Here is a 26378-nt window from a genome sequence, read left to right as displayed (position 1 = left end):
AGCACGAGCCTACGGGGTGACGGCCTACCCCAGGCGCACCAGCGACCGGAGCGTGCGCAAGGCCACCGACATCGCGGCGATGGTCGGCGCCTCCAGCCGATCGATGCCGGCCAGGGCGCGCTGTGCCCGGGTCAGGTCGTCCTCGTGGGCGGTCACCCACGCAGCCAGCCGGTCGGCGGGGGCCGCGTCGGCGTCCGTGGCCTCGATGACGTTGAGCGTCAGCGATTTGAGCACGCCATACAGGTCGTCGCGCAGCGCGCCGCGAGCCAGCGCGTCCCAGCGGTCGCCGCGTGGCAACTGCGTGATGCGCTGCAGCATCGCATCGATTGCGAACCGTTCGGACACCCGGAAGTAGAGCGGCACGAGGTGGTCGGCGGGCTCGCCCGTCAGCAGGCTGAGGTCGGCGCAGTCGAGCAGCGAGAAGGCGTCGAGCAGGCCAGCCGCTCGGGTGGCGAGGTCCTCGAGGACGCCGTCCGCGGCATACGTCTCGGCATTGGCCCGGAGCCGGTCCGCCTCCGTGGCGACGAGCACGTCCGGCAGTCGCGGGCTCCAGTCCCGCACAATGCCGCTGTAGCGCTCCAACTCCCCGGCCACGTCGAGCGCGACCGGGCGGTTGGCCACGAACCACCGCACGGACCGGTCGAGCAACCGCCGGAACTCCAGATAGAGCCGCGTCTGCGCCTCGGTCGGGACCACGTTGTCGAGTGCCTCGATCTGGGCGACGAAGTCGGCCAACCCGAAGACCTCACGCGCGATGACATAGGCGCGGGCGATCTGCTCGGCGCGAGCGCCGGTCTCCTCCATCGCGCGATAGACGAACGTGATGCCGCCCCGGTTGATCAGCGAGTTGGCCACCGAGTTGGTGATGATCTCGCGGCGCAGCGGGTGCTCGGTGATCACGTCGGCGAACCCCTCCTTGATCGGCCCGGGGAAATAGTCCCCCAGCGTCTGCTGGAACCACGGGTCGTCAGGAAGTCCCGTCGGCAGCAGATCGGCCTTCAACGCGAGCTTGGCATAGGCCACCAGGACGGCGAACTCCGGCGAGGTCAGGCCGAGCCCGGCCTCGGCGCGCTCACCGATCTCGATGTCGCTCGGCAAGAACTCCAGGTCTCGATCGAGCTCGCCGCGCTCCTCCAGCCAGTGGATGAGCCGCTGGTGCACCTCGACCATCGCGTGCTGCTGGGCGCGGGCGTTGCCGAGCAAGACGTTCTGCTCGTAGTTGTCGCGCAGCACCTGGCTGGCGACCTCGTCCGTCATCGACGCCAGGACCTTGTTGCGCTGCTTGAGGGTGAGGTCCTCGCGCCGCACGACCTCCTGCAGCAGGATCTTGATGTTGACCTCGTGGTCCGAGGTGTCGACACCCGCCGAGTTGTCGATCGCGTCGGTGTTGACGCGGACGCCGGCCAGCGCCGCCTCGATTCGGCCGCGCTGAGACAACCCGAGGTTGCCACCCTCGCCGATGACCTTGACGCGCACGTCACCACCGTTGACGCGGATGGCGTCATTGGCGCGGTCGCCGACCTCCTCGTTGGACTCGCTGTCGGCCTTGACATAGGTGCCGATGCCGCCATTCCAGAGCAGGTCGACCGGTGCCAGCAGAACGGCGTGGATGAGATCGGTGGGCGTCATCGAGGTCACGTCGTCGGCCAACCCGAGGGCCGCGCGCATCTGCGCCGACACGGGAACGGACTTGAGGGTGCGCGCCCAGACGCCACCACCCTCGCTGATGAGCGACGTGTCATAGCTCGCCCACGAGGAGCCCGGCAGGTTGAAGAGCCGCTGGCGCTCCGCGAAGGACCTCTCCGCGTCCGGGTCGGGGTCAACGAAGACGTGCCGGTGGTCGAAGGCCGCCACCAGGCGGATGTGCTCCGAGAGCAGCATCCCGTTGCCGAAGACGTCACCGCTCATGTCGCCGATGCCAACGACGGTGAAGTCCTCCGTCTGCGTGTCGTGGCCCATCTCGCGGAAGTGCCGCTTGACCGACTCCCAGGCGCCACGGGCGGTGATGCCCATGCCCTTGTGGTCATAGCCACTGGAGCCGCCGGAGGCGAAGGCGTCGTCGAGCCAGAAACCGTAGTCCTGCGAGACGCCATTGGCGATATCGGAGAACGTCGCGGTGCCCTTGTCGGCGGCGACGACCAGGTAGGGGTCGTCCTCGTCGTGGCGCACGACCTTCGGCGGCGGCACGATCTCTGCACCGACGCGGTTGTCGGTCAGGTCGAGCAGGCCGGAGATGAAGATCTTGTATGCCGCGACGCCCTCCGCGCGGCGCTCCGCCGGGTCGTCCGGGAGTTGCTTGGGGAAGAACCCGCCCTTGCTTCCGGTCGGCACGATGACGGAGTTCTTGACCATCTGCGCCTTGACCAGGCCGAGCACCTCGGTGCGGAAGTCCTCGCGCCGGTCGCTCCAGCGCAGCCCGCCGCGAGCTACCGGCCCGAAACGCAGGTGGACGCCCTCGACCCGGGGGCTGTAGACCCAGATCTCGAACTGCGGGCGCGGCGCCGGGAGCTCTGGGACACGCTTGGGGTCGATCTTCAAGGACACATAGTCCTTGGGTTCACCCTGCGCATCGACCTGGAAGAAGTTGGTGCGCAGGGTGGCCCGGATAACCCCGAGGAAGGCCCGGATGATTCGGTCGTGGTCGAGGCTGGCGACGTCGTCGAGCGCTTCGGTGATCTGGCGAACGAGGGCCTGCTCGCGCTCCTCCCGACCGCCACCCTCCCCGGCGCCCTGGTCCGCATCGGCGTCCGGATCGAAGCGGGTCTCGAAGAGCCGGACCAGCAGCGTGGCGATCTGCCAGTTGGCCAGGAGCGAGTCCTCGATGTAGCGCTGGCTGAAGGCGGGACGGGTCTGGCGGAGGTACTTCGCGATGGTGCGCAGGATGACCACCTGCCGCCACGTCAATTGCGCTTGCAGGACAAGGGCGTTGAAGCCGTCTGACTCCGCGCGGCCCTCCCAGACGGCTGCGACAGCGCCCTCGAAGAGCTCCCGGAGCCGAGCGTGGGTCATCGAGGACCAGAGCCGATCGTCACGCACCCGCAGCCCGAAGTCATAGACGTGCTGCGCGACGCCGTCGCGGCGGCTCACGGCATACGGCCGCTCGTCGACGACCTCGACACCCATGTGGGTGAACAGCGGCAGCACCTGCGTCAACGACAGCGGGTCGCGCCGGAACAGCTTGAACCGGCGAATGGCCTCGGGGTTGAACCGCGGCTTGTAGAGCACCAACTCGGTGGCATTGCTCTCGCCCAGGCTGTCGAGATGGCGCAGGTCGGCCACCCCTTGCTTGACGGTGAAGTCTTCCTTGTATGCCGTGGGGAACGCCCGCCCATAGGCCCCGGCCAGGCGGGCGGTCTCCTCCTCACCCACCTCCCGGCGGGCCGATTCGAGCAGGTCCTCGTCCCAGGTCCGGGTCGCGTCGGCGATCTTGGCTTCGAGGGCGACCTCGTCGACGCCCAGCCGGTGGGTCGGGCGACCGAGACGAAGCACGAAATGCACCTGTGCCAGAGCGGATTCGGAGACGCGAGTGGTGAAGTCGACGCTCGTGGCGTCGAAGGCCTCGGTGAGGATCGCCTCCATGCGTTGGCGGACGGCAGTGTTGTAGCGGTCGCGGGGGATGAACACGAGCGCGGAGACGAACCGGCCGAAGTCGTCGAGCCGGAAGAAGACCCGGCAGCGGCGCTTCTCGCGCAGGTGGACCACCTGCGTGGCCACGTCGAGCAGTTGCGCCGGGCTCGCCTGGAGGACCTCGTCGCGCGGGTAGCGATCGAGGATGCCGAGCAGATCCTTGCCGGAGTGGGAGTCGGCATCGAAGCCCGAGGCGGCCATGACCTCGGCCACCTTGTCCTTGACATAGGGAATCCGAAGGACGGACTCGGCATACGCGCTGGAGGTGAACAAGCCCAGGAAGCGGTGCTCGCCGGTGACGGCACCCGACGCATCGAACGTGCGCACGCCGATGTAGTCGAGGTAGACCGGCCGGTGGACCGTCGCGCGGGAGTTGGCCTTGGTCACGAACAGCACGCGCCGCTCGCGCGCTTTCTCCAGCGCCGGGCCGGTGATCTTGGTCAGGGCGCTGGTCATATCGGCATCGGCGCGCAGCAGGCCGAGGCCCGACCCGGAGATGGCGGCGAGCTCGCCTGCCGTGTCATCGCCGGTCAGGGTGTAGTCGCGGGCACCGAGGAAGGTGAAGTTGTTGTCGGCCATCCAGTCGAGGAAGTCCGCGGCGCGTTCGCACTCCTGCGCCGAGACACCGGCGGGAGCATTGGCGCGCAGCTCGGCGGCCAACGTCGCGGCCCGGGACGTCATCTTGGGCCAGTCCTCGATGGCCTCTTGCACATCGCCGAGCACGCGCGTGAGAGCGGTCGCGATCTCGGCGCGATGGGCGGCGTCACTCTCGCGGTCGATCTCGATGTGGATCCACGACTCGCGCATCTCGCCGAAGGCGGGCGGCGCGGCCGGGTCCGCGTCATCGCCCTGATCAAGGACGAGCTCCTCGTAGCGGCCGTCGGCACTGCGGCGCACCACCAGCAACGGATGGAAGACCGTATGGATGCCTCGGCCCGCCGATTCGAGGTAGGCGGTCACGGAGTCGACCAGGAAGGGCTTGTCGTCCGTCACGATCTGGATGACCGTATGGGGACTGGTCCAGCCCTCGCCATCGATCGAGGGGTTGAGGCAGGTGACCGTCGAGGTGCCGGATGGCCGAGCCTGGGCCAGATCGTGGTGGGCCAAGGCAATGGCGAGCAGGTCATCGGAGCTTCGTGCCAGAACCTCCTCGGCGGGGACGTGCCGGTAATAGGCGGAGAGGAAGTCGAGGAGCGGCGGGCTCCCCTTGGCCTCTCCACGCCGGGCGGCGTCCTCCAAGCGTTCCTTCCGCGCGGCGGCGTCCTTGGGCACAGCGACCAAACCTCTCCAGTGCACGACGGGCGTCATTGCCCGCTCTCCTGCGAGGGTAACAATCACGCTGCGGAAAACCCATTCTCGCCGGCTTGGACCAGGGGTCAGCGGAGGCCGTCGGCGACCCCCGTGGCGGCGGCCGTGAGTTCGGTCAGCTCCGCCCGGACGGCGGCATCGACGCGGGCTCGCTCCTCGGCCACGAGGAGCAACCGGCGACGCAGCGCCGCGAGCGCCGCCTGGCGGCCGGCCTCCGCCGGGGCGGAAACCACCTGCCGCGGTCCGCTGCCCGGCGCGATGCGTCCGTGCTCGATCACGAAGCCGTACTGAGCGGCGTCTGCCTCGATGGCGGCCTGCTCTCGGTCAAGGCGGGCCACGGCATACGTCCAGCTGGTCAGGGCCCGCCCACCGGCGTCAAGCACCGGGCGCAGTGACCCGACGGCATCCACGAGGGCCGTGGCATCGGGGCGCAGTGCCGCCGGGCAGGCCGGCTCGGAGTGCATCAGCTGCGGAACGCGCGCCGCGTCGAATCGGCCGGCGAGCGATTGAAGGGCGCCGCCGAGGGCCACCACGGAGGGCAGATCGTGACCCGTCATCAGCGGTGGGACGCACCCGTGACGCGGACCGACGCCGGCACCGCCGACGAGTTTGCTGCCATTGAGCGACGGGCACCGTCTGCTTGAGCCACCGGCCAGGCGGCCACCACATAGTCGGCCTGGGCGGAGATGAGCCGAAGCGCGTCGGCGACCGCCTCCACGAACTCCTCGACAGCGCGCGCCATGAGGCGATCACCGACAAAGGGGGCCGCGCTCAGGACGTCGTCAGCCCCCGCCGCCGCGGCCCGACCCAGCTCAACTGCCGAGGATCGGGAGAGCCGCTGCCGGGTGTGCGCCATACGAGCACTGTAATCAGCCCCGCCGACAGGCGTCCGAAGTTATCCACAGGCGGGGTCAGGCGCCGCCGTTCAGGAGATCGACCTCGATGGCGAAGCCGGCGTCGATCGCGGGCTGGGCGAGCTTCTCGATTCGGGAGCCGAGGAAGGGGATATTGGCCCGGAGGTCGGCGTCGAGGGTCTGCTCGCACGTGGCGGCGTCGAGCGGCCGAACGACCACGGCCCCCGACATCGCTATCGGCACGCCGTCAATCGTCACGTGGATGTCGGCGCGGCGCGAGCCGTCCGCGCCGGGCACGCCCCACTCCTGCACCTCCAGGACCCGGAGGTGATCGCCGACAACGGCCTTGGCCGAGTCGGGGAAGGCGGCGGTCGACATGACCCGCTCAGTGCGGATGATGGTCGCGCCGCTCGGCGCGGATTCGATGGAGACGGTATGCCGCTCGGCCCGGCTGGCCGCGCACTTCGCCTCCTGGAATGCCGGGGTTGTGCGACGCCGGAACACCTCTTCTGCGGACCCGCGAAGAGTGTCCGACTTGGCAATCCGCATGGGCGAGAATCCTACTGGCGCGTCAGGCGCGCACGAGGAGCGCCACGGCGTGGACCTCGGTCACGTCATACCAGAGCAAATCCTCGACGTCTCCGCCCGGCTCTTCGTCGACGTGGAAGGACGCGATCTCGCGCAGGTCGAGATCGCCGGTGAGCCGGATGACGACGCCCTCCCCCGCGGGGGTGAACCCACTCTCGCGGACGTCCGCGGCCAGAACCACGCGGCGAGCGCCGTGAGCGAGGTCGACCGCGGTGCGCGCGGCTTCGAGGAAGACGAGATACTCCCGTTCCTCGTCGTCCGCGCGCGGTGTCGTGGCCTCCAGCGCGGGGGTCACGCCATACGCCAGCCGGCCGGTGGTGGCGAGGCGACCCGTCTCGGCGAGTTCGTCGAGGTCGTGGGCGTCGACGGGGAGGTAGACGCGCGCGGCGCTCATGCGGCGGCCGTTTCGAGAAGTTCGGCGAGGGCGTCGGGAATCACGGCGGCGAGGACCTCCAGGTCGGGTAGTGCGTCACGGTCGGCATTCAGACCGTAGAAGACGCGGCCGCGATAACTGGTCAGGCCGATGGCCAAGGCGTGCCCCGGCGCCAGCGGAGTCACGGGATAGGTGGCGATCAACGGGGCTGCGGCGCAATGCAACTGGCGCTGGGGGCCGGGAACATTGGTGACGGCGAGGTCGAAGAGCCGGCGCCCGAGGGCGCTGCCCACCCGGGCGCCCAGCGAGTGCAATGTCGGCGCGGAGAACCCGCCCAACTCGGCGAGCCGGTCGGCGGCCAAGGCCGCATCGCCGACTTGGGAGTGCATGGCGTGGGCGATCTGCAGGAGTCGGACGCGGGGTGCGTTCTCGCCGATCGGCAAGTCGACGAAGACGGGCTGGACGCTGCCCCCGAGCCCCGCGGACGTGGCCATCGTCACGGGCACGACGGCACGCAAACTCGTTGTCGCCCGGACAAATTCGCCACGTGACCCGAGCCAGCCGCGCAAGGCGCCGGCCACGGCCGCCAAGGCGATGTCGTTGACATTAACGTCGGCGTTGACGCGCGCGAGGCGGGCGCGCACTTCCCGATAGACCGCGAGGTCGGTCTCGACCATGGCGAACCGGCGGGCCGATCCGGGCTCGGCGGCGAGCGGCGAATCGCTGGACGAGCGCACCGCCCGGGCCAGGGTCGCACCGACGCCGAGCGCGCGCCGCCCGTTGGCGCGAAGCTCGCCTAGGCCACCGCGCACGGTGTCCACCACGCCGGCGGGGCTGCGCACCGCATCGGCGATGGCCTCCACCAGCAGTCCGCTCGACCCCGGCTCGGGGCGAGGAGCCCACCGCCCATCACCGGCGGCCCCCGACTCCTCGTCGAGGATGAGCCCGGCGATATCGAGGCTGGTCAGTTCGGGAATCATCGCCTGGTGGGTCTTGGTCACGACGGCGAAGTGATTGTCGGCGACGCCCTCAACGACATAGGCCTCCCACAACGGATGCTCGCGGTCGAGCAGCTTGGCGTTGACGCGGGCGACGAACTCCCCGAGTTGGGCGGGCGATCCGGGCGCGGGAAGGGCGGAGCGCCGGACGTGATAATCGAGATCGAAGGCTGCGTCATCTACCCAAACCGGGTTGGCCACGCGCCCGGGGACACTGCGGACGCGTTGCCGCAGTCGGGGATTGGCCGCCAGGCGCGCACCGATGCGCTCAACGACATTGGCCGGGTCGAAGCCGGGGGGCCGCTCGAAGATGAGCACCTGGCCGACATGCATCGGGGTGTGGCGCCCCTCCAGGGTCAAGAAGGAGGCATCCAGGGCGGTTAGGCGGTCGACCACCGGCCCATAGTGACAGACCCGGGCAGCCAGCGGCGCCGCCGGACGGGTGTCCCGGGGGCCTGTGCTGGGACGAGTTCGCCCGCCAGGTGCCGGATGCGCTCCCGAACGACGGCGCCCGGTGCTTCCTCGGCCAGCACGCGCCCAGCCAGGACGCAGCGATCGAGGGTGGCCCGATCGTCGGGAATGAAGGCGGCGACCTCAACGCCGGCGAAGCGCTTGAGGGCGTCGCCGACCCGGCGCTCCGGGGCCGCGCCCACCGCCGTTGACCGTAGCCGGTTGACGACGATGCGTGGAGTGACGCAGGCGACCGACTCCAGGTCTTGCAGGGCGCGAACCAGTCGCTGCAAACCCACCGGATCGGCCGCGGCGACGGCGACGATCTCGTCAGCCGCCTCCAACGCCGCCAGGGTCGCGCCATTGCGCCGCGGCGCGCGGGTGTCGTAGCTCAGTTCCTCGTCGTCATCGAGGCAGAAGGCGCAATCCACCACGACAACGTCGACGAGTCGGCGCGCGAGGTCGAGCAGGTGACTCATCGACGCCGCCCGCAGCTCGCTCCACCGGCTCGACGTCGGCAGGCCGGTGAGCACGCGAAAGCCGGTCGCGGTGGACGGGGTCAGTCGTGCCAAGGTGGGCACATCGAGGGTGCCCAACTCGCTCGCGCGCGCCGCGGCCGCAACACCCGGGGACTCATCCAGCAGGCCGAGGAGTTGGGCGACGCACGCGCCGTAGGTGTCGGCATCGATGAGCAGTGTCGACGTCCCGCGGGCGGCGAACTCCGCGGCGAGGTTGACCGCGAGGGTGGTGCGTCCCGGGGAGCCGGCCGGTCCCCATACGGCAAGAATCCGGCCCTCGTGTGGCTCGTCACTCAACGCGCCATCACCGGCGATCCCGTGCGGGCCCAGCGGGCCGAGCGGATCGAGGCCGGCCTCCAGTGCGGCGATCTCGGCGTCGACATCGGTGGCGGGGGCGCCGGTGGCCGCTACCGCGACAAGGCTGCTTGCCGCGAGCCGGTGTAGCGCGGCGAGCAGGTCGACCGCATTGTCGGCCGGGGCCAGCGCGCTGATGCCGAGCTGTCGCAGCCGCTCCTGCGAGCCCTCCCCGGCGTCGGTGACACCGACGACGCGGACGGCGGCCTCGGCCAGTTGCGCCACGCAATCGCGATCGAGCCCGCGCAGCCCGCCGGAGACCAACGCGATGTCACCGAGCCCGGCCCCAGCGGCCGCGAGCAGATCGGCGACATCCGGGCAGCGACGCACGACCTCGAAATCGCGGTCGGCCGCGACGGCCGCGGCGATGCGATCCTCGTGTCGATGATCCAGCGCGGTCAGGACCCGCCAGGTCATGAGCCGGCCTTGGCCGACCCGGGCACCGGGACCAGGGTGATCTTGGCCCCCGCATTGACCAGGCCGATGACCTCCGACACCCGATCGGCGGGCACAAGGAGTTGGGCATAGGCGCGACTGGTCGACCCGAGACCGGAGCCCGGGGTAGCGACCTCACCCACGAAGATGCGCTCCAGAACCCGCGCGGGGCCGCCGAACTGCGGCGTCGTCCCGCTGGCGGTGACCGGCTTGTCGGCATACACATCGACGAGGGACCCGCTCGTCAGGGTCGCGGCGGACACCTGATCGATGCCGATCGCCAAGGGAGCCACCTCGACCTGGGACGCCGTACCGACGGCGCTGGTGGGGATCAGCTCGCCCGGCCGGACCTCACGCAGCACATAGCCATCGGCCGGCAGGTCTGCGGTGGCGGGCAGGTAGGCCTCGCCGGTGCGCTCGACCTGGACCTCGACCGTGGTGAGCTGGCTGGGGTCGAGCCGCTGCCCGGGCACGAGGATGCTCTTGGCGGCGAGGACGGGAACGCGGTGATCGGCCGCTCGCAGCCCGGCTGCCCCGAGCGCGGTCGCGAGCAGCACGAGCAGTAGGCCGACGACCAGCCTGGTGTCTTTCCAGGACGGCCGGCGCAGCCGCCCGGCAATGGGTGCGGCCAAAGCAGTCATGGCGCGGCACTCCTCCCCCATCGATGATGATCCGGCTCGATCCTGCATCAGTTCGCCGCGGTCGGCATCTTGAAAGCCGACTTATCCACAGGACAGAAACCCGGACGGGGAGTTGTCGGCGCCATGAGGCAGACTTTGGGCCATGGCAAAACGGTTCATCCAATTGGCCGAGGTGGCCGAGATCCTCGACATCTCGTCCGCACAGGCCTACGCGCTTGTGCGCTCCGGAGACCTGCCCGCCATCAAGGTCGGCGGCCGTGGCCAGTGGCGCGTTGAGTCGACCCAACTGGAGGACTACATCCAACGGATGTATGCCGATACGCGCGCGTTCGTCGCCACGCACCCCCTCGGCAGCTCGGCGGACGACTGAGTCACCGTTTAGTCGGCTCAGCCTGTCTGCACGCAGGCGAGCCCGGAGAAGAGCACGGTCCGCAGACCGCGCACGTTGAGAGCGCGACGCGCCTCGTCGATCGGGTGCTCGGCCAAGTCGAGGAAGTCCTTCCCGACCACATCGATCGTTCCTTCGTATGCCGTGCCGGTCACGTCCGTGACCACCGCCGGCGCCCGGTCTCGACTGATCTCCCGCAGAGCGAAGCCCAGCGAGAACCGACGCACAGTGCTATCGATGTGATGCCGGGCGCGTAGCCCGCCGATGGTCACGACGGCCGACATCGGGATCAAGCAGGCACGCCCGGGTCCGGACGCCACGGCGAGCCAGTCCGCACCGACATCGACGAGTCGCCCCTCGACCCGCACGCCGCCGAGCAACCGCAGCTCCAGTTGCGCTCCTTGGTGGCCACCAAGGCGGCTCCCAAGTGGGACAAGCGCGCGCTCGCGGCGCGTCCGGTCGGCCACCTCGCTGTCGCGAGCTCGACGCTCCGCCGCCTCGAAGGCCAACTCCAGATCGGCGAAGAGCCGCTCCCATCGGCCGGTCGACATGGCTCACAGCGTAATCACGCCGTTGCTGTCCCACACTCTGGCGGCGTCGCGCGCACTTGACGGCACGCCCAATTGGGTCTTTCATAGGCAAACACAGGCAAACGTATATATACGGGGGTTGTCATGGGTAGGCGCGTCTATATCGTCAGCGCGACCAGCGCCGCGGCGGCGCTCGGCGCGGCCGCGATCTCTGCCTGGCTCGGCATTGGCATCGCCGGGCGGCCGTCGGTGGGGAGCGCCGATCACGATGTTGTGCTCGCGCAGGGTGCCGGCGCCGCAGCCTTCGTGGTCGCGGCGCTGTTCTTGGCCCAAGTTGCGCGGGCCAGCTGGCAACTCGGTCGCGACGAGGCGGCGCGATCGTGGCGGGAGCCGGCCCGCCCCTCCACGAGACTCGTGTCCTGGGTGGCGACCAGCCTGGTCGGACTGGCGGCGGCGCCCGCGGCCCACGCCGGGACGCCCGCTGCCTCGCAGACGGTGGCAACGGTGGTGGCGACGCCCGCCGCCACGGCCTCCGGGCAGATTGCGACCGCTCCGGTCGCGGCCGGGCGCCACGACGCCCCGACGGAAAGCCCACGAGCCGAGCGGACCTCGACCGCGCGCCGCGCACCTGACCCGTTGTGGCAATCCACCGACGACACCGACACAGCCGCTTCGATCCGACTGGTCGGTGGGACGAGCGGCGACGCGCACAATGCGTCTGGGCAGGACTCGGCGGCACCCGATTCCGGAACCGTCGTGGTGCGGCGGGGCGACTGCCTGTGGGATCTCGTCGCCCGTCATCTCGGCGGCGACGCCCCCGACGCGGAGGTGGCCAAGGCCTGGCCTCGGTGGTATGCCGCGAATCGCGCCGTCATCGGCTCCGACCCGGATGTGTTGCGTCCTGGGCAGGTTCTGCGCATCCCCGCCGGGTCGCTGCGATGACCCGCCCACTGCGCATGCTGCCGGTGCCCGACGGGCGGCCACCAGCGCTGCCACCGGGGATGTCAGGGAAGGGCACGTCGGGGGTGGGCACGAAGTCGACGATGCTCGCCCCGCTCTATGCCCAGGAGACGCTCGCCTTCGACCTCCGCCCGGACTACGACGAGCCGCCACCGCCGCCCCTGGGCGACTTGCCGGACCCGGCCGACTGGGCGCGTGGGGTCGCCCAAGCCTTGATCGAGGTCATGGGCGGGGTCCGTCCGCCCGCCAGCGTCGTGCGCCTGACCAGCCCGCAGGTCTATCTGGCGGTCTCTCGCCGCTACGGCGTCGCGGCGCGCCGGGCCGGGTCGCCGTTCACCGGCGGCGCCCTCACCGGCCGCGCCGCTGTCCGACGCCTAGCGGTCCTGCGGATCCGGTGCAGTCACACTCGCGCGGACGCCGCCGAGGTGGCAGTCGTCATCGCGGACGGCCCTCGGGTGCGCGCGATGGCACTGGAGTTGACCGGCTCAGGCTCTCAGTGGCGGGTCACGACCTTGCAGATTGCCTGATCGATCACTCGCCCGTGGTCAGCCGCCGGCGACCTAGCCCCGGCACCCGTTCCCGGCCTACGTGATCAGGCGTTCTTGCCGTGGCACATTTTGTATTTCTTGCCCGACAGGCACGGACACGGCTCGTTGCGACGGGCCATCGCGAGTTGGTCGGCAGTGAGCGGCTTGACCGTGAGGTCTTCGTCGCGCTCCTCCACCTCGCCATCCTCGCTCGGCGCCGAATAGTGGAGCCGACCGTGTGACGGCCGATCGTCGAGGCCCTTCGCCGTGACGACTGGCTCGGCCACCGGCGCCGCCGCCGGTGCAGGGGCGGCCTCGTCCTCGGACAGTCCGCGCAGCATCTCGCCGATCGCGACCGGCTGCAGAGGCTCGGGTTGGCGCGGGGTGACCTGGACTTCGGTGTTGAACAGGAAGCCGACGACCTCTTCCTTGATGGCGTCATTCATCGCCTCGAACAGGTTGTAGCCCTCGCGCTGGTACTCCACGAGCGGGTCGCGCTGGGCCATCGCCCGCAGGCCGATGCCCTCCTTGAGGTAGTCCATCTCGTAGAGGTGCTCGCGCCACTTCCGGTCCAGCACCGACAGAATGACCCGGCGCTCCAACTCGCGGGCGATGCCAGGCGTGAGGGCCTCCACACGCTCGTCGTAGGCGTGGTGGACGTCCGAGAGGAGTTCGGTGCGCAGGGACTCGGAGGTGACCCGGGACACGCCACCGGCGGACTCCTCGATCTCCTCCCAAGTCACTCCAACCGGATAGAGCGCCTTGAGCGCGGTCCACAGCCGGTCGGTGTCCCAGTTCTCGGCGAAGCCTTCGGCCGTCTCCGAGACCACATAGCCCTCGACGACATTGGTCATGAACTCGCGCACTTGCTCCTCGAGATCCTGGCCTTCGAGCACGGCCCGGCGCTCGTCATACACCACCTCGCGCTGGCGGTTCAGGACGTCGTCGTACTTCAGGACGTTCTTGCGGATCTCGTAGTTCTGGCCTTCGATCTGGCTCTGGGCGCTCTCGATGGACCGGGACAGCAACTTGCCTTCGATGGGGGTGTTGTCGTCGAGTCGCGCCGAGGTCATGACCTTGTCGACGAAGCCCGCATTGAACAGCCGCATGAGGTTGTCCTGCAACGAGAGATAGAAGCGGGACTCCCCCGGGTCACCCTGTCGACCGGACCGACCACGCAGCTGGTTGTCGATGCGCCGCGACTCGTGCCGCTCGGTGCCAAGGACATACAGCCCACCCAGTGCCGTCACCTCGGCGTGCTCGGCCTCGACCTGCTTCTCCGCGGCGGCGAGGGCTTCGTCCCAGGCGGCTTCGTATTCCTCCGGGGTCGCCTCCGGGTCGAGCCCGCGAGCCTTCAGTTGCGCGACCGCCATGAACTCGGGGTTGCCGCCGAGCATGATGTCGGTGCCTCGACCGGCCATATTCGTTGCCACGGTGACGGCGCCTTTGCGGCCGGCCTCGGCGACGATGCTCGCCTCGTGCTCGTGCTGCTTGGCGTTGAGCACCTGGTGCGGGATGCCGCGAGCCTCCAACTGGTCGGAGAGGTACTCGCTCTTCTCCACGCTGACTGTGCCGACCAGCACCGGCTGACCCTGCATGTGGCGGTTCTCGATGTCGTCGACCACCGCGGCATACTTCGCCTCTTCGGTCCGGTAGACGAGGTCGGCCTGGTCCTTGCGGATCATCGGCCGGTTGGTCGGAATGGGGACGACACCGAGCTTGTAGATCGAGTGCAACTCGGCGGCCTCGGTCTGCGCCGTGCCGGTCATGCCGGAGAGGGTGTCGTACATGCGGAAGTAGTTCTGGAGGGTGATCGTGGCGAGGGTCTGGTTCTCGTTCTTGATCTCCACGCCCTCCTTCGCCTCGATGGCCTGGTGCATGCCGTCGTTGTAGCGACGGCCGGCCAGGATGCGGCCCGTGTGCTCGTCGACGATCATGACCTCGCCGTTCATCACGACATAGTCCTTGTCGCGCGTGAACAGTTCCTTGGCCTTGATGGCGTTGTTGAGGTAGCCGATGAGCGGGGTGTTGACGGCCTCGTAGAGGTTGTCGATGCCGAGGTAGTCCTCGACCTTGTCGATGCCGGACTCCAGCACGCCGACGGTCTTCTTTTTCTCATCGACCTCGTAGTCGCCGCGCCCGGACTCGAACTCGCCCCGGTGCAGGCGCGTGACCATCTTGGCGAACTCGGTGTACCACTTGGTCGGCTGGTCGGCCGGGCCGGAGATGATCAGCGGGGTCCGGGCCTCGTCGATGAGGATCGAGTCGACCTCGTCGACGATGGCGAAGTTGTGGCCGCGCTGGACGAGTTCGTCGGTCGACCACGCCATGTTGTCGCGCAGATAGTCGAAGCCGAACTCATTGTTGGTGCCATAGGTGATGTCCTTGGCGTACTCGACGCGCCGCTCCTCGGGGGTCATCGAGGACAGGATGCAACCGGTCTCCAGGCCGAGGGCGCGGTGGACGCGGCCCATCAGCTCGGCCTGATAGCTCGCGAGGTAGTCGTTGACCGTGACGACGTGAACGCCCTTGCCGGTCAAGGCATTGAGGTATGACGGCAGGGTCGCGACGAGCGTCTTGCCCTCACCTGTCTTCATCTCGGCGACATTGCCTTGGTGGAGCGCGGCGCCACCCATGATCTGGACATCGAAGTGCCGCTTGCCCAGGGTCCGCTTGGACGCCTCTCGCACGGCCGCGAAGGCCTCCGGGAGGATCTGTTCGAGCGTCTCCCCCGCCGCGAGGCGCTCGCGGAACTTGTCGGTCTCGGCGCGCAACTCCTCATCGGTGAGCTTTTCGAAGTCTTCCTCGATGGCGTTGACCTGCGCGGCGATGTTCTCCAGCCGCTTGACCACCCGGCCCTCACCGGCGCGGAGCAGCTTCTCCATGAACTTGGGCACGCGAACACTCCTGAAGTCGACCCCTGGAACCTGCCTAGCGTAATCGAGGCTCCACCTTCGGCCCCAACGCGCACACCCCTCGCCCGGGTTCCCGTCCAGACGCGGCAACCACGGGCGGCGGTAGCCGCGGCGAACACCCAGGCCGTAGCAGTGGTGAGTAAATGCGCGGCGGGGACGGCGCGGCATACGCAAAGATCGGATGTATGCCGTTCCCCGACTGCGTTCCTGAGCTCACCGACGGCGTGGTGCGCCTGCGAGCGCACCGGCGCGAGGACGCCGAGCGGATCGTCGAGCAGTGTCAGGACGTGGACACGCTGCGCTGGACGACCGTGCCGCGACCCTATGGACCAGCTGAGGCGGAGTGGTTTCTCAAGCACATCGAGGACGGCTGGAACGCCGGCGAGGGCTATGAGTACTGGGCCATCACCGATGCCGCAGACCCGCAGCAGCGCTTCCTCGGCACTATCGACCTGCGCGCGGGCAAGTCCGGGATGGCCGAGGTCGGCTTCGGCCTGCACCCGGACGGTCGCGGGCGCGGGTCGATGGCGGCCGCGCTCCGGCTCGTCGCCGCCCGCTTCTTCAACGACCTCGGCGGGCAACGCCTCTACTGGTGGGCCAGCCGCGGCAACTTCGCCTCGTGGCGAGTCGCGTGGGCCTGCGGTTTCACCTTTCACGCGACCCTCCCGGCTCGCCTGCAGCCGCCGGACCCCAGTGCGCAAGCCGACCATGGCGCGGTGGCCAGTGTGGGCCGCGACGACGACCTGACCCGCCCGGCCGCGCCCTGGCACGAGCCGGTCACGCTCGAGGCCGACGGGATTCGGCTGCGCGCGTGGCGCCCCGACGATGTCGAGGCGATCGAACTCGACGACACACCGGAGCACTTCGAGCCGCCGGGTGCTCGGCAAACGCCGGAGAACTATGCCGAGTGGCTGCTTCGTCGCCAGGAGCGGATGTCTCAGGGCACCTCGACGTGGTGGTGCATCACCGACGCGGCCACTGATCGCGCGCTGGGCCTGGTCACCCTTATTGAGGGTGGACAGGAGCCAGGGACGGCCGAGCTGGGCTACGCCCTATTCCCTTCGGCCCGAGGCCGAGGTGCGACGACCATCGCGAGCCGGCTCGTCGTCGACTACGCCTTCGCCGAGACCGGCGGGCGCGGACTGCGCAAACTGTCGGCGCTGACGGTCGGGGACAACGACAAAAGTGCAGCCGTGTTGACTCGCCTCGGGTTCACCGAGTGGGGCCGCGAACCGGCCTTTTGCGAGCGCGAGGACGGAACGCTGGACGACGCGCGCCACTGGGTGTTGCTCAGGCCGTGAGCTGATCCAGCCCGAGCCAGCCCGCCATCAGGGCTAGTTCGGCGTCCAGTTCGGCGCGGTCCTGTGAGCCGCCGCGCCCGGGCTCCCACGTCAGGCGTTGGATCCGCAAGGCGCCCGCGCCTCGATCAGCCTTGAGGTCAACGCGACCGATGAGGTCCTCGCCGAGCAGGAAGGGCAGGACGTAATAGCCGTGCACGCGCTGGGGCGCGGGCACGTAGATCTCCAGCCGGTAGTCAAAGCCCCACAGCGCCGCCACCCGATCGCGCGTCCAGACCAGGGAGTCAAAAGGGCTGAGTAGCGCCCGCGCATCGATGCGTCGGGGCCGGCGGGCGTCGCGGTGGAGATAGGCCGGGCGCCGCCAGCCCTCGATCATGGCCGGCAGCAGAACTCCTTGGGCAACAAGGGAATCCACCGCACGCTGAGCGGGCTCCGGGGCGATCCGGAAGTAGTCCCGCAGACATTGCACGGTCCCGACTCCGTGGGCGCGGGCCGCGATCTCCACCAGCCGGTCGTATGCCGCGCCCTCCCCCGGACGCAACCCCGGCTCCACCGCGGCCGCGCGCGAGGCGGGCGGGAAGATGCGGTGGAGCGCGTCATACCGGCGCTCGAATTGGCTCGTGCGGCCGGACGAGCCGATCTCGCCGGCCCAGAAGAGGTGCTCCAGCGCGTTCTTGACCAGCGACCAGTTCCAGCCCCACTCCTCGCGCCGCCGGGGAAGGTCGTGCGCGAGCGCGGCCTCGGTCTCGCGGGAGGTGAGCGGACCATGCGCCTCAATCTCGGCCCGGACGGCGGTGACAAGTTCGGGGGCGTCGCGGGCGACCCGCTGCATGCCGCCCCACGCGTCGGCGTGGGCTCGCCGCATCCGGAAGTCCAGCAGCGGCCACGTCGTCGGTGGGATGAGGCTCGCCTCGTGCGCCCAGTATTCGACGATGCGGCGCGGCGCCCGGTCACGGGCGCGGTCGAGCAGGGACACGTCATACGGGCCGAGGCGGGAGAAGAAGGGGAGGTACTGACTCCGCGTCAGGACGTTGACGCTGTCGATCTGGATGATGCCGACCGTGTCGATGACCCGCTGGATGTCTCGGATCGTGACCGGCCCAACGGGACGTGGCCGCCCAAAACCTTGGGCGGCCAACGCAATCCGTCGGGCAGCGGCCCGGTTCAGTTGGATCAGGAGACGACCTCGGCCGGCTCGGCGACGTCCAGGTGGATGACGCCATAGGCCCAGCCGTGGCGCTTGTAGACGACGCTCGGTTTGTCGGTCTCGGAGTCGTGGAAGAGGAAGAAGTCGTGCCCGACGAGTTCCATCTCACGCAGCGCATCGCCCAAGGTCATCGGGCTGGTGGCGTGCACCTTCTCGCGGACCTCGATCGGCGAGTCGCCGACGGCCCCGAAGAGGTCGCGAGGAGCCTCGCCATCGGCCTCGGGCTCGGCTACCGGGGCGGCCTCGGGCACCGCGATGCGACTGGTTGCCGCCGCGACGGACTCGGGGGTGCGCCGACCACGACTGACCTTGCGCCGGTCTCCCGCGCGACGCAGCCGCTCGACCAGCTTGTCCATCGCCATCTCGAAGGCGGCGTACTTGTCGTCGTGGCACGCCTCGGCGCGGATCACGGGTCCGCGGGCGTGGCAGGTGACCTCGACGCGTTCGGAGCCGCGGGCCTGGCGGGCGTTGGGCTCATGACTGAGGAGAACATCGATGCGCTGGGTTCGGGGAGCCAACTGCTCCACCTTGCCCATGCGTTCGGCGACGTGATCGCGGAAGCGATCGCTGAGCTGGATGTGACGGCCGGTGACGACGATGTCCATGGGGGTGCTCCTTCGACGGCGGAACCGATGAAACGCTTTCTTCAAGAACGACTTTCACGTGTTCTGGGTTCCCGACCACCCCCCGCCTCGGGGCGTTCGCCACGGAACGCTGGTCGGTGCAGATGGCTCCATGACCTGACGCTACTAGATAAGAATGGCGCCGCGCCGGGGGGTCGCGGCGATGACCGCCGCGGCAACCGGATGCGCGCCCGCCGCCCGGATCGCACGCGCTCCCTCGGCCAGCGTCGCCCCCGTCGTAAGGACGTCGTCGGCGAGGAGGATCCGCCGTCCGGCGAGACCGGCGGCCACACGCCGCGGGACCCGGAGTTGCCGGGTCAGGTTGGCTGCCCGGGCCGCGGCGTCCAGGCCCGCCTGGTCGGCGAGCCGACCCACCGGGCGCAAGGCACGCACGCACAGCAGACCCAACTCCGCGGCCGCCTGAGCGACGGCGTCCCCGACCGGATCATCCCCCCGTGCCCTGGTCGTATGCCGCGCGCTCGGCATCGGCACGACCACCAGCCGTCGGGTGTCCCCCACCGCGTCACTCCTCGGCGCGTCACTCCTCGGCCCGGAACTCCTCGACGCAGCATCAGCGATCACCGACCCGGCCGCGCTCGCCAGCGCGCGCCCCAGCAGCCAGGCCAACAGCGATCGCAGGTCGCGACGGTCGGCGTCCTTGTAGGCCGGAATGACCTGAGCCAGCACCCCGGCATACGCCCCCGCCGCGGTCGTCGGCGGCACCCCGCCGGCTCCGGCAGGGGCACCACCGCTTGCGGGCCGCCTCGGAAGAGGCACCCCACCAGCGTGGCGAGGCAGGCGCGGCATACGGCATCGTCGTCGCCCACGCCGCAGGCGGCGCACGTTCCCGGCAAGGTGAGGGACCGCAATGCGCCCCCCAAGCTTCCGACGCGGCCACTCACCACCGCTCCAGCGTGCCGTCGCCCCCATGGTCACGCCAGCCGACAAGGCGCCGCCTGTGGACGATCCTCAATCGTGCAGACCGGGACCCTGTGGACGAATCGGTCAGCGGCCGGGCGGCACGAGATCGGAGAGCCCCTCAGGCAGCGGCTGCCAACTTGCGCCGGCCCGGACGAGCAGGTGACCCTCCACATCCCGGACCGCCAGATTGCGCGCCCCGCCGGCGGTGGTGATGTGGTCGGCGCCTTCGACACCGCCGAGGGGAGTGATCACGTCGCCGAGGGTGACCAGGTACGGCTGCGCCTTGCCCTTGGGTCCCGCCAGCACGGCCAGGTCCGTCGGGGACAACCAGACCACCTCGCGGATCTGGCTCAGCGCGGTACCCAGGCGAATCGTGTTGCCCGCCAAGGTGGTCGGCGTGCCGTCGGCGTCCCGGGCCACACCGGCCACATCCAGACGGGAGTTCTTGCCAGTGGCGTCGGTGGAGACCACCGCGATCCGGGTGCCGTCGACGGGGAAGGCCACATCGATCGGCAACCGGTCGACAAGCCACGACGCGACAATCGGCTTGGCTGCCGGGCCGCTGCCCTCGAACGGTTCGGCATTGCTGTCGATCGTCCACAGCCGCGCCTGGGCTTCCTTGTCGAAGGGGCGGCCACCGACCCACAGCCAGCCGTCACGGTCATACGCGGGCCCGGTGAGCCGGTCGGCGAATCCCTCCGGCTCGATGCTTCCGTCGGCGCGGTAGCGGGCAAGGCCGGTGCCGTTGTCACCAACCGCGGCGAGTTCGGAGCCCGTGAACGACAACGCCAAGCGGCCCCAGGTCGCCGGGACCCGCGGGAACGCCGACGGCAACGTCCCTAGGTCGACTCCGGGGCCGAGAAGGGTGTCGAAGTCGACGCTGAGGATCCGATCACCAACGCGGACAACGGGTTTGACGCCGGGCGCCGGATCAAGCGTGCGGAACCCGAGTTCGGCGGCGGCGAGCACCGGCGGCTGCACCCCGGGCACTTGCAGGGGCGTCTCCTCCAAGGTCACCCGGACCGCGGAGATATTCGGGGCTTCCGTCAGGGTCGCCACCAGCTGACCCCAGGCATCGACGCGCGTGGCCAGAACGCTGAAGGCCGCCGAGGCGATCAACGGGACAGTCGCGACGCTGCCATCCACTGGGACGGCGTCGACGCTCAGCCGTGCCGAGCCCAACCCCGTGCGCACCGCACCCTCGAGATAGGCCGGCGGCGGGCCGATCAGCGCGCGGGTGAGTCCGGTGGCCAGCCGGGTGACCGGCAGCCAGCGCACGTCGGGGATCAGGGTTCGACCGTTAGCGGCCGGGTAGTAGATCCGCTGGGGACGCAGGACCTGTTGGAGGTTGCCGCGGCGCACCCAGCGCCCGAAGTCTGCGTCGGCCTGACCGATCCGCCACTGACCGTCGACCCGCTCCAGCCGCATCGAGGTCGACGCCCGACTGCCCGGCGTCACTGTCACGGCCCGACCGGCGGCGTCGATGCGAGCGACGAGGTTGGCCTTCACGTCATACCAGCCGTCACCGCGATAGGAGATGACCACGGAGTCCGCGGAGTCGATGACCTCCGTCGAGATTCCGGGCTCCCACTCCGCGACCATCCGGGTCGTCAAGAACGACTGGGCCACGGCCAGGCGTTCGGCGGTGACCTCCTCGGCGCGCAGGAAGTCCCGGATGATCGTGTCCGGCGCCGCGCCGGGGGTGGGTCCCGCCGGGACGTTGTAGGCCGGGTCCGGGCTGGGCTCGTCGACGTTCAGGCCCACCCGCACCGACTCGTCGGCGCGAATCCCGAGGCAGCCGCTCACGGACAGAACCACCAGGAGTATGCCGAGGCGCGCCCCGAGGCGGCGCAGCACCGACATCATGGCTGGCCCCGACATCATTAGTGGCCCCGACATCATGGCTGGGTCCGATCCCGCTTGACCGGCCGGAGCTTGGTGGTGACGTCCGATTCGGTATGGGCGCCAGCCGCCGGGATGAGGTGCAGCGGGGAGGATTCGATGAAACCTCCTGGTGCCCGCGGGAGGGTCAGTCGGAAGACCGTGCCCTGCCCGGGGCGGCCCCACGCCTCCAGCCAGCCGTGATGCAGGCGGGCATCCTCCAAGGAAATCGCCAGCCCCAGCCCGGTACCGCCGGTGGTCCGGGCCCGGGCCGGATCGGCCCGCCAGAAGCGATTGAACACCTTGGCGGCATCCCCGGGGCGCAGGCCGACGCCTTGGTCGCGGACGGCGACCGCCACGGCCGTCTCGTTGCCGGCGACGGAGACGACGATGGGCAGGCCCTCGCCGTGCTCGATGGCGTTGACCAAGAGATTGCGCAGGATGCGTTCGACCCGGCGCACGTCGATCTCGGCGATGACGTCGACACCGGGAGTCTCCACCCGCACGGGGCTGCCCTTGGCGACGGCCAGGGCGGAGACGGCTTGGACGCTACGGCGAACGACGCCGCCGAGGTCGACCGGGTCGACCTCGAGGTTGGCGGCCTTGGCGTCGAACCGGCTGATTTCCAGGAGGTCGGTCAAGAGGTTCTCGAAGCGGTCGAGTTCGGTGCTGAGAAGCTCGGCACTGCGCGCCAATTCGGGAGCGAAATCGGCGCGTCGGGCATGCATGACATCGGCAGCCATCCGGATCGTCGTCAGGGGCGTCCGCAGCTCGTGGGAGACGTCGGAGACGAAGATCTGCTGGACTTGCGACAGCTCTTCCAGTTGGCGGATCTTACTCTGCAGGTGGTCGGCCATGTCGTTGAAGGATCGCCCGAGCACGGCCATCTCGTCCGCGCCGGTGCTCACCATCCGCTCGTTCAGATTGCCGGCGGCGAGACGCTCGGCCACATCGGCGGCGCGCTGCACGGGGCGCACCACTTGCCGGCTGGTCAGCCAGGCGATGAGCGCGAGCATGGTGAGCAAGGCGCCGAGACCGAGATAAAACACGCGGCGGACGAGGGCGAGGGTGTTTTGCTCGCGGTCCATCGGATAGATGAAGAAGAGTTCGTGGACGCCCGCCGTGCGGACGTCCACTTGCGCGCCGACAACAACGGCCGGCACGGTCGAGGAGCCGGAGGCGTCCTGTGCGGAGTCGGTCAACAGCGCGCTGCGATCGAAGGAGATGACGGCGGTGCGTTGCCGCGACGGGTCCGCATCGACCGCCTCGCGCAGGTCCCGCGGCACCGGGGAGTCCGTTAAACCACCCGTGACCACCGTGGAGAGCCGCGAGGCGCTGCGGTTGGTCAGGGCCGGGGTGAAGACCACGAATCGGGTCAGGTCGGGTGGCGGTGGCGCCAGCTTCTGGATCTGGATCCGGGAGAAGTTGTTGAGTTCCTCCAGCCCCTGGGTCGAGTTGTTCTCGAACCCCGTGGTCGCATCGGTCAGCAGCGAGCGCGCCTCGACCTCCGCGCTCTTGATCCGATCGGAGGTCAGGCCGTCGGCGATCTGTTGATAGATATAGGTCCCGACGACGGAGATCGCGAGCAAGCCGCAGGCGACCGTCGTCAGGACGACCCGGCGCTGCAGCGAGTTGCGCCACAGTCCGGTGAGCCACCGCAGGGGGTGGAGCCGCCGCCGCGGAGTGGGCCGGTCGTCCGGCATCCTCAGGCCGGACCGGCCTTGTAGCCCACCCCGCGGACCGTCACGACGATCTGTGGGTTCTCGGCGTCGTGCTCGATCTTGGACCGCAGCCGCTGGACGTGGACGTTGACCAGGCGGGTGTCACCCGCGTGGCGGTATCCCCAGACCTGCTCCAAGAGAACTTCCCGCGTGTAGACCATCCACGGTTTGCGCGCCAGCGCGAGCAAGAGGTCGAACTCCAATGGCGTCAACGCGATCGCGTGCTCGCCCCGTTTGACCGTATGACCGGCGACGTCGATCGTCAGGTCACCGATCTCGAGCTTCTCCGGCTCGGCCTCGTCGATGCGCCGCAGGCGCGCGCGCACGCGAGCCACCAGCTCGGCCGGTTTGAACGGCTTCACCACATAGTCGTCCGCGCCCGACTCCAAGCCGACCACGACATCAACGGTGTCGGTTCGAGCGGTGAGCATCACGATGGGAACGCCGGATTCGGCGCGGATACGGCGGCATACCTGAATCCCGTCGAGCCCGGGGAGCATCACATCGAGGAGGACGAGATCGGGCTTGGCCTCGCGGAAGGCGGCGAGCGCCGACGCGCCGTCGGCGACGTGGACGACGTCGAGACCCTCCGACCGCATGACGATGCCGAGCATCTCGGCCAAGGCGAGATCGTCATCGACGATGAGGACGCGAGACTTCACTTGACGGCTCCCTTCCCACCCCCACCCGGGGGCCCAACCGGGCCAATCTTCACATACGAGACCGGCCGCCCCTCGCTGGCACACCGGAGGCGGCAGCGAGGGGCGCCAGGTTCACGCCGATCAGGCGACCGGGGTCTGGTAGCGCGGGATCAGTAGCGGTAGTGCTCCGGCTTGTAGGGGCCGGCCACGTCGACGCCGAGGTACTCGGCCTGGTCCTTGCGGAGTTCGGTCAGTTCGACGCCGAGCGGGTCGAGGTGCAGCCGGGCGACCTTCTCATCAAGGTGCTTCGGCAAGGTGGTCACGCTCGGGTGGCCGTCGACGTCGACATAGGCCTCCGGGTGCGCGAACAGCTCGATCTGCGCGATGGTCTGGTTGGAGAACGAGTTGGACATCACGAAGCTCGGGTGCCCGGTCGCGTTGCCGAGGTTCATCAGACGCCCCTCGGACAGCACGATGATCGAGCGCCCGTCGGCATAGGTCCACTCGTGAACCTGCGGCTTGATCTCGGTCTTGGTGACGCCTGCGGTCGCGGCCAGACCGGCCATGTCGATCTCGTTGTCGAAGTGACCGATATTGGCCACGATCGCCTTGTTCTTCATCCGGGCCATGTGCTCGGCGGTGATGACATCGAAGCAGCCGGTTGCGGTGACGAAGATGTCGCCGAACTCTGCGGCCTGGTCCATGGTGGTGACCTGGTAGCCCTCCATCGCCGCCTGCAGCGCGCAGATCGGGTCGATCTCGGTGACGACGACGCGGGCCCCCTGGCCGCGCAGCGACTCCGCGCAACCCTTGCCGACGTCGCCATATCCGGCGACGACCGCGACCTTGCCGCCGATGAGGACGTCCGTGGCGCGGTTGAGCCCGTCGACGAGGGAGTGGCGGCAGCCGTACTTGTTGTCGAACTTGGACTTGGTCACCGAGTCGTTGACGTTGATCGCCGGGAACAGCAACTCGCGGGCCTCGGCGAGTTGATAGAGCCGGTGCACGCCGGTCGTGGTCTCTTCGGTGACGCCCTTGATGCCGGCGGCGACGGTGGTCCACTTCTGCGGGTCCGCGGCCAGGGTCCGGCGTACGAGGGCCTTGAAGACGGAGAACTCCTCGGAGTCGCCCTCGGTGGTGGGCGGGACCTGCCCGGCGGCCTCCCACTCCTTGCCCTTGTGGACGAGCATCGTGGCGTCGCCACCGTCATCAAGGATCATGTTGGGGCCCTCGCCCGGCCAGGTGAGGATCGCGTCGGTGCACTCCCAATAGTCGGGGAGGCTCTCGCCCTTCCAGGCGAAGACGGGGACGCCGGCGGGCTCATCCACCGTGCCGCGCGGACCGACGACGACGGCAGCCGCCGCCTCGTCCTGCGTGGAGAAGATATTGCAGCTTGCCCAGCGGACCTGAGCGCCGAGCGCGACGAGGGTCTCGATGAGCACGGCCGTCTGCACGGTCATGTGGAGCGAGCCGGCGATGCGGGCACCGGCGAGGGGCTGCGCCGCGGCATACTCCTCGCGCAGAGCCATGAGGCCGGGCATCTCGTGCTCGGCGAGGCGGATCTGGTGACGGCCGGCCTCGGCGAGGCTGAGGTCGGCCACCTTGAAGTCGAAAGGCATGGCAAAGAATCCTTGGGTATCGAGTGGAGGTGGCCGGCGCCGCCGTTCTCGGCGCGCGGGACATCACCCACGCCGGGCCTTCATTCTAAAGCCAATCCCGGGATGTCCGGACCTGACGAAGGCGCAGGGTCGCTGCTGGATGGGGGCCGGTCAGGCGCCCGGTCTCGGGCGGCCGGTCAGGTGCCCGGGGCAGACTGGGAGTGGTCGCGCAGGGCGCGGACGGCCGGCGAGCGGAGCGGGTCCAGCCCCATCCCGATCGCGAGGTATGCCGCGGCGAAGTCGACCCGAGCGATGAGTTCCGCGAGGCGCACGAGGGGAGAACCCGCGGCGGGATTGACCTCATGCACGCGGGTCCCCCGGCCGGTCGCGAGTTCCTGGACCGACTGGGCCAGGTTGTGCCGCCGGACGGCCGCGTCCGTGGGCGACTCGTCGACGACATCACGCAGCAGCACCAAGGCGAGTTCGGCGGACTCATCGGGGTCGGCGAAGATGTCGCGCCCGCCGTCGGGGGCCGTCGACGACGCGGCGAACGGTCCGTCCAGGCACGCAAGCAAGGCGGCCGCGCAGTCGGGAAGCTGGCCGGTCAGGGCGGGGGTGCGGGCCGTGCGCGTCAACATCGTCCCCGCGCGCCGGGCGGCTACACCGGTCAAGGGGCCGTCGCCGAGGACGAGCGGGATCGTGCCGGCGAGATCGGCAGCCAAGAGTTTGGCGGGGTTGACGAAGGCTTCCGAACTCGGCCGGGCAGCGGCGGCGATGTCGTCGAGCCGGTTCGCGACGTCGTCGAGCCGGTCGGCGACGTCGGGCAGGATGCCGTGGCCTTCCAGGGTGAGCAGCGCCGGGACCAGCAACGACCAGGATCGTGCGCGCGACCCCGCACCGAGGTCCCCCACGGGCACGAACCGTCCTCGTGCCCGCGCGACGACATCAGCGAGCGGGGAGAGCGGCGCGCCGACGCCGACGACCGTCGCGCCCCGTCGGCCCGCCTCGGCGGCTAGGCCGAC

Annotated in this window: 22 protein-coding genes; 4 read left to right on the top strand and 18 right to left on the bottom strand. The window is 69.6% G+C overall.

The window, feature by feature from the left end:
• Positions 1–24 precede the first annotated feature (24 nt).
• The 8 genes from BN13_RS01355 to BN13_RS01320 form a co-directional block, all read right to left on the bottom strand.
• On the bottom strand, positions 25–4935 hold the full coding sequence (locus tag BN13_RS01355; RefSeq protein WP_053079685.1) for an NAD-glutamate dehydrogenase: 4911 nt from the start codon (positions 4933–4935) through the stop codon (positions 25–27).
• 68 nt (positions 4936–5003) lie between these two features.
• Positions 5004–5492 carry a hypothetical protein gene (locus BN13_RS01350; protein WP_157038373.1) on the bottom strand — a complete coding sequence of 163 codons (489 nt, stop codon included), beginning with the start codon at positions 5490–5492 and terminating at the stop codon, positions 5004–5006.
• Positions 5492–5791, bottom strand: a complete 300-nt coding sequence (locus BN13_RS01345) for a hypothetical protein (RefSeq protein ID WP_048543805.1) — start codon at positions 5789–5791, stop codon at positions 5492–5494. Before BN13_RS01345 ends, BN13_RS01350 begins: the two co-directional genes overlap by 1 nt.
• 55 nt (positions 5792–5846) lie before the next feature.
• On the bottom strand, positions 5847–6338 hold the full coding sequence (locus BN13_RS01340; RefSeq protein ID WP_048543804.1) for a DUF2505 domain-containing protein: 492 nt from the start codon (positions 6336–6338) through the stop codon (positions 5847–5849).
• A 22-nt stretch (positions 6339–6360) separates the two neighbouring features.
• Positions 6361–6771, bottom strand: a complete 411-nt coding sequence (locus BN13_RS01335) for a DUF6912 family protein (protein ID WP_048543802.1) — start codon at positions 6769–6771, stop codon at positions 6361–6363.
• Positions 6768–8144, bottom strand: a complete 1377-nt coding sequence (locus tag BN13_RS01330) for a wax ester/triacylglycerol synthase family O-acyltransferase (RefSeq protein WP_048543800.1) — start codon at positions 8142–8144, stop codon at positions 6768–6770. The genes BN13_RS01335 and BN13_RS01330 overlap by 4 nt, the downstream gene beginning before the upstream one ends.
• Positions 8129–9487, bottom strand: a complete 1359-nt coding sequence (locus tag BN13_RS01325) for an AAA family ATPase (RefSeq protein ID WP_084733492.1) — start codon at positions 9485–9487, stop codon at positions 8129–8131. Before BN13_RS01325 ends, BN13_RS01330 begins: the two co-directional genes overlap by 16 nt.
• Positions 9484–10146 carry a hypothetical protein gene (locus tag BN13_RS01320; protein ID WP_048543798.1) on the bottom strand — a complete coding sequence of 221 codons (663 nt, stop codon included), beginning with the start codon at positions 10144–10146 and terminating at the stop codon, positions 9484–9486. The genes BN13_RS01325 and BN13_RS01320 overlap by 4 nt, the downstream gene beginning before the upstream one ends.
• Positions 10147–10288: 142 nt before the next feature.
• Between BN13_RS01320 and BN13_RS01315 the strand changes: the two genes are divergently transcribed.
• Positions 10289–10516, top strand: a complete 228-nt coding sequence (locus BN13_RS01315; protein ID WP_048543796.1) for a helix-turn-helix domain-containing protein — start codon at positions 10289–10291, stop codon at positions 10514–10516.
• 17 nt (positions 10517–10533) lie between these two features.
• Here the strand turns inward: BN13_RS01315 and BN13_RS01310 are convergent, their stop codons facing one another.
• A complete protein-coding gene (locus tag BN13_RS01310) occupies positions 10534–11085 on the bottom strand; it encodes a hypothetical protein (RefSeq protein ID WP_048543794.1) in 552 nt (183 codons plus the stop codon).
• 123 nt (positions 11086–11208) lie between these two features.
• On the opposite strand from BN13_RS01310, the gene BN13_RS01305 reads away from it, so the two are divergent.
• Entirely contained in the window at positions 11209–12006 is a 798-nt protein-coding gene (locus BN13_RS01305; RefSeq protein ID WP_048543791.1) for a LysM peptidoglycan-binding domain-containing protein, read from the top strand.
• Complete coding sequence (locus tag BN13_RS01300) at positions 12003–12551, top strand: Rv3235 family protein (RefSeq protein ID WP_157038372.1); 549 nt, start codon at positions 12003–12005, stop codon at positions 12549–12551. Before BN13_RS01305 ends, BN13_RS01300 begins: the two co-directional genes overlap by 4 nt.
• A 65-nt stretch (positions 12552–12616) precedes the next feature.
• Here the strand turns inward: BN13_RS01300 and secA are convergent, their stop codons facing one another.
• Positions 12617–15448: a preprotein translocase subunit SecA gene (gene secA / locus BN13_RS01295; protein WP_048543788.1), complete on the bottom strand. Its 2832-nt coding sequence runs from the start codon at positions 15446–15448 to the stop codon at positions 12617–12619.
• A gap of 161 nt (positions 15449–15609) precedes the next feature.
• On the opposite strand from secA, the gene BN13_RS01290 reads away from it, so the two are divergent.
• On the top strand, positions 15610–16767 hold the full coding sequence (locus tag BN13_RS01290; RefSeq protein WP_084733491.1) for a GNAT family N-acetyltransferase: 1158 nt from the start codon (positions 15610–15612) through the stop codon (positions 16765–16767).
• Here the strand turns inward: BN13_RS01290 and BN13_RS01285 are convergent.
• The 8 genes from BN13_RS01285 to BN13_RS01250 all read right to left on the bottom strand — a co-directional run.
• Positions 16757–17902: a winged helix-turn-helix domain-containing protein gene (locus BN13_RS01285; protein WP_235433896.1), complete on the bottom strand. Its 1146-nt coding sequence runs from the start codon at positions 17900–17902 to the stop codon at positions 16757–16759. The genes BN13_RS01290 and BN13_RS01285 overlap by 11 nt on opposite strands.
• 35 nt (positions 17903–17937) lie before the next feature.
• Positions 17938–18576, bottom strand: coding sequence for a ribosome hibernation-promoting factor, HPF/YfiA family (gene hpf / locus BN13_RS01280; RefSeq protein WP_048543783.1), 639 nt, complete (start codon positions 18574–18576; stop codon positions 17938–17940).
• A gap of 144 nt (positions 18577–18720) precedes the next feature.
• Positions 18721–19317: a ComF family protein gene (locus tag BN13_RS01275; RefSeq protein ID WP_053079684.1), complete on the bottom strand. Its 597-nt coding sequence runs from the start codon at positions 19315–19317 to the stop codon at positions 18721–18723.
• Between the two features lie 282 nt (positions 19318–19599).
• The gene (locus tag BN13_RS01270; protein WP_048543780.1) at positions 19600–21381 is read right to left on the bottom strand and encodes a GerMN domain-containing protein; all 1782 of its coding nucleotides are present in this window, start codon (positions 21379–21381) and stop codon (positions 19600–19602) included.
• A gap of 32 nt (positions 21382–21413) precedes the next feature.
• A complete protein-coding gene (mtrB, locus tag BN13_RS01265; RefSeq protein ID WP_084733488.1) occupies positions 21414–23099 on the bottom strand; it encodes an MtrAB system histidine kinase MtrB in 1686 nt (561 codons plus the stop codon).
• Between the two features lie 2 nt (positions 23100–23101).
• Complete coding sequence (gene mtrA / locus BN13_RS01260) at positions 23102–23779, bottom strand: MtrAB system response regulator MtrA (RefSeq protein WP_048543779.1); 678 nt, start codon at positions 23777–23779, stop codon at positions 23102–23104.
• Positions 23780–23928: 149 nt separating this feature from the next.
• A complete protein-coding gene (gene ahcY, locus BN13_RS01255) occupies positions 23929–25377 on the bottom strand; it encodes an adenosylhomocysteinase (protein WP_048543777.1) in 1449 nt (482 codons plus the stop codon).
• Positions 25378–25553: 176 nt separating this feature from the next.
• On the bottom strand, positions 25554–26378 hold an 825-nt coding region (locus BN13_RS01250; protein WP_053079683.1), incomplete at its 5' end, for an SIS domain-containing protein.

It is taken from the genome of Nostocoides jenkinsii Ben 74 (assembly GCF_001046875.1).
Classification (GTDB): Bacteria; Actinomycetota; Actinomycetes; order Actinomycetales; family Dermatophilaceae; genus Nostocoides_A; species Nostocoides_A jenkinsii.
The sequence above is the reverse complement of the archived record's forward strand: the minus strand, read 5'-3'. Positions and strand labels throughout refer to the sequence as shown.